Consider the following 3,242-nt stretch of genomic DNA (forward strand, 5'->3'; position numbering starts at 1 on the left):
TTATTAAGTGTTTAAATTTTTATCTTTAATAATTAAATTTATCCTTATATACTAATATCTATATAGCTTATACTTATTGTTCATACTTATTGTTTTAGCTTAAATTGAATTAAAGTTTTATAGGTGTTTTAGAATTTTTTGTTTAATAAAACAATGATTATTGAGTAAAATTGAAAGAATTTAAAAATATTAACTATAAAAATTGATGGTAAGAATTTAAAAGTTTTGACTAAATACTTAGCCAAAATTTGGCTAAGTTATTAAATTTGGATATCTAAAGTTTTTCCGCCAAGCTCATCTAAACGTTGATTAACCTTTTCTAAGGCCTTATCCATAGTGTCTTGACTAATCTGTGGCAACTTTCCACCCCATAAATTTGAAGCTTCTTCAAAACCTCTTTGCATCCCTTCTATGCCTTTTTTTAGCTTCTCTACATCATCTCCTGCACCCTGTATCACAAAGTCAGCTATACGATCTGCAGTATTTTGCACACCAAAAAAACCATTTTCACTAAGCAAATCCTCTAATTCACTTGAATTCATATCTAATGGATTTTTTCCAAAATATCCTATAGAAGCAAAATCTAACCCTGAAAGAATTCCTTGCGCTTTACTAAGATTATCTTGATTAAAAAGATCAAAAACTCCATTTTGAGCACTTACGCTACCACTAACAGCATTAAAAGCTTGTTGTTCAAATTCAGCCAAATATATAGCACTCATTCCTTTACCACCTATAGCACTAAGTTGCTCAAGGACTTTTTTATCTACATTTTTGCTAGAATTTGCACTTTGAGTATTACTCTCTCTTGTTTGAGAACTAAGTTTATTGTTATTAATCTGTATAGCTACATTAGAATACGCGTTTATTTGCATATTAACTCCTTTTAATATGATTAATTAATATCGGCATTTTAATTATACACTTAATTACTTATCATTAACTTTTAAATTTTATACTTCTTACATTAAACTAATATAAAACTTCATAAATAATCTTAAACTCCTTAGAAAAATAACGCTCAAAATTTTTGAGCGTTTGTTTATATATGGAGTATTTATTATAAATTTAACTATCATTTAAGCATATATTAAGAAAATATAACACTTTTTTATGATACAATTGCCAGCGTAGATATTTAAATAAGGAGAAATTTTATGAAACTAGTTAAACTTAGTTTAGTAGCAGCTATGGCTGCAGGCGCTTTTTCAGTAGCAAATGCTGCTCCTTTAGAAGAAGTACTTAAAGATGTTGATGTATCTGGGGTTTTAAGATATAGATATGATACTGGGACATTTGATAAAAAATTTACACAGGATAAAGAGAGACTTAATACATCTAGACAATTACATAAATATAGAGCACAAATCAATTTTAATGCTGCTATAGCTGATAATTTCAAAGCTTTTATGCAACTTGATTATAATGCTGCAGATGGTGGCTTTGGAACAGATAATATAAGTAGCACAAACCAAGGACTTAGCGTTCGTCAATTATACTTAACCTATACAAATGATGATTTTGCTACAAGTGTAATCGCAGGTAGACAACAACTAAATACTATCTGGACTGATAATGGTATTGATGGTTTAGTTGGAACAGGTATCAAAGTAGTAAATAACAGCATAGATGGTATCACTTTGGCTGCTTTTGCTGTAGACAGCACAAACGCAAACAGAGATACAACAATAATTCAAGCTAATGGTACTTATGAAAATGGTGATAGCGATGCTTCTGAATTTTTAAATTGGAGTAAAAATATTTATGGTGCTGCTGCGCTTGCAAGCTATAGTGTTTTTGGTGGAGACATCAACTCTCAATTATGGTTAGCTTATATGCCTGATAATGCATTCTTATATGCTCTTGATGTAGCTTATAGTGCAACTATATTTGATGGAGCAAAATGGACTCTAGAAGGTGCTTACTTAGGAAACTCTATGGATAGTACACTTAAAAAACAGCTTGTAGATGGTAAAAACAATAACTTCTTTGCCTTAAGAGGAACTGTTGAATTTGGTGGCTGGGATGCTACACTTGGTGGTCTATACTATGGTAAAAAAGATGGTGCTACTTTAACTGTTATTGAAGATCAAGGAAATTTAGGTTCTTTACTTGCTGGTGAAGAAATTTTCTATACATCAGGCTCTAAATTAACTGGAGATCATGCTGGTCAAAATACTTTTGGTTATATAACAGCTGGCTATACTTTCAATGAAACTGTACGCGTAGGTGGAGATTTCGTTTATGGTGGAACTAAATCTAATATTGCTGGTATAGGTGGAGATAAAATGGAAGCAGTTGCAAGAGTAAATTACAAATACTCTCCAAAACTTGACTTCTCAGCATTCTACTCATACTTAAATGTTGATAGAAAAAATGCTGGTAATGCAGATCACAGCACTGTAAGACTTCAAGCTCTTTACAAATTCTAAAAACTTTTTAAGCCTATCTTTTGATAGGCTTTTTATACTTTAAAATTATTTTTTACTTCAATTTATCTTTTAGAATTATTTATACTTTCGGTTTTATTTTAAATACTTCATTTAAATGCTATAATATTTTTAGATATTAAAATAAATACTTTTTAACAAAATAAAACTAAAATCATTTAAAAATAAAATTTAACTTTTATTATTTCCAAAGCCATAAAATTTTCATAAAAATAATTAAATTAAAATAAATAATCATAAATTATTTTACACAAAACACTATTTCAAATATAAAAAGGTTTTAATTTAATTTTTTTCTATAAATACTATTGTAAATCTTAAATAAAAAATGTTTAATTTTATATTTTTTACAAATTTCTTTATAGCTTTTTAAATTAAAAATTAAATTTATATTTTTAATTGCGTAAAAATTTATCTTTAATAAATTATCCATAAAACTGCTTTACAAGTCAAAGCCTATACTTTCCACTTGATTTCTAATGCAAAATTTAAGTATATTTTTATTTAAAATCTTTTAAATTTTAACTTAAAACCTAATCTTTCAAAATAAAATCTTTTCTTTGCTTTTTAATATTTTGTGTTTAAATTCTTTGAAATTAAAACAAATTATTAAAATGCAAATGCAAGAAGTGATTGAAAAACTAAAAGATATACTTGCAAGTGAAGGTAAAAGAGATTTAAAAACAAAAGATATAGCACAAGAATTAGGAATTAATCCTGATACTTTTAATTCTATGAAATTTAGAAATTCCATTTCTTATTCACAAATATTAAACTTCTTGCAAGAAAGAA

2 protein-coding genes and 1 pseudogene are annotated in these 3,242 nt (G+C 27.3%); 2 read left to right on the plus strand and 1 reads right to left on the minus strand.

Annotated elements, in window-relative coordinates; genetic code table 11:
* Positions 1-260 precede the first annotated feature (260 nt).
* Positions 261-875 (minus strand): hypothetical protein, encoded by a 615-nt coding sequence (locus tag GQV94_RS07515; RefSeq protein WP_200170431.1) that lies wholly within the window; start codon positions 873-875, stop codon positions 261-263.
* A gap of 282 nt (positions 876-1,157) precedes the next feature.
* Between GQV94_RS07515 and GQV94_RS07520 the strand changes: the two genes are divergently transcribed.
* The gene (locus tag GQV94_RS07520; protein ID WP_200170432.1) at positions 1,158-2,432 is read left to right on the plus strand and encodes a major outer membrane protein; all 1,275 of its coding nucleotides are present in this window, start codon (positions 1,158-1,160) and stop codon (positions 2,430-2,432) included.
* 632 nt (positions 2,433-3,064) lie between these two features.
* Positions 3,065-3,242 (plus strand): annotated as a pseudogene (locus GQV94_RS07525) (S24 family peptidase); the annotation flags it as partial.

The organism is Campylobacter sp. TTU_617, from assembly GCF_016599045.1.
In the GTDB taxonomy this organism is placed as follows: Bacteria; Campylobacterota; Campylobacteria; order Campylobacterales; family Campylobacteraceae; genus Campylobacter_D.

Bases quoted from the DNA above. Each gene is read 5' to 3' on its own strand.
- GQV94_RS07515 (WP_200170431.1), bottom strand. From the start codon at position 875: ATGCAAATAAACGCGTATTCTAATGTAGCTATACAGATTAATAACAAT.
- GQV94_RS07520 (WP_200170432.1), top strand. From the start codon at position 1,158: ATGAAACTAGTTAAACTTAGTTTAGTAGCAGCTATGGCTGCAGGCGCT.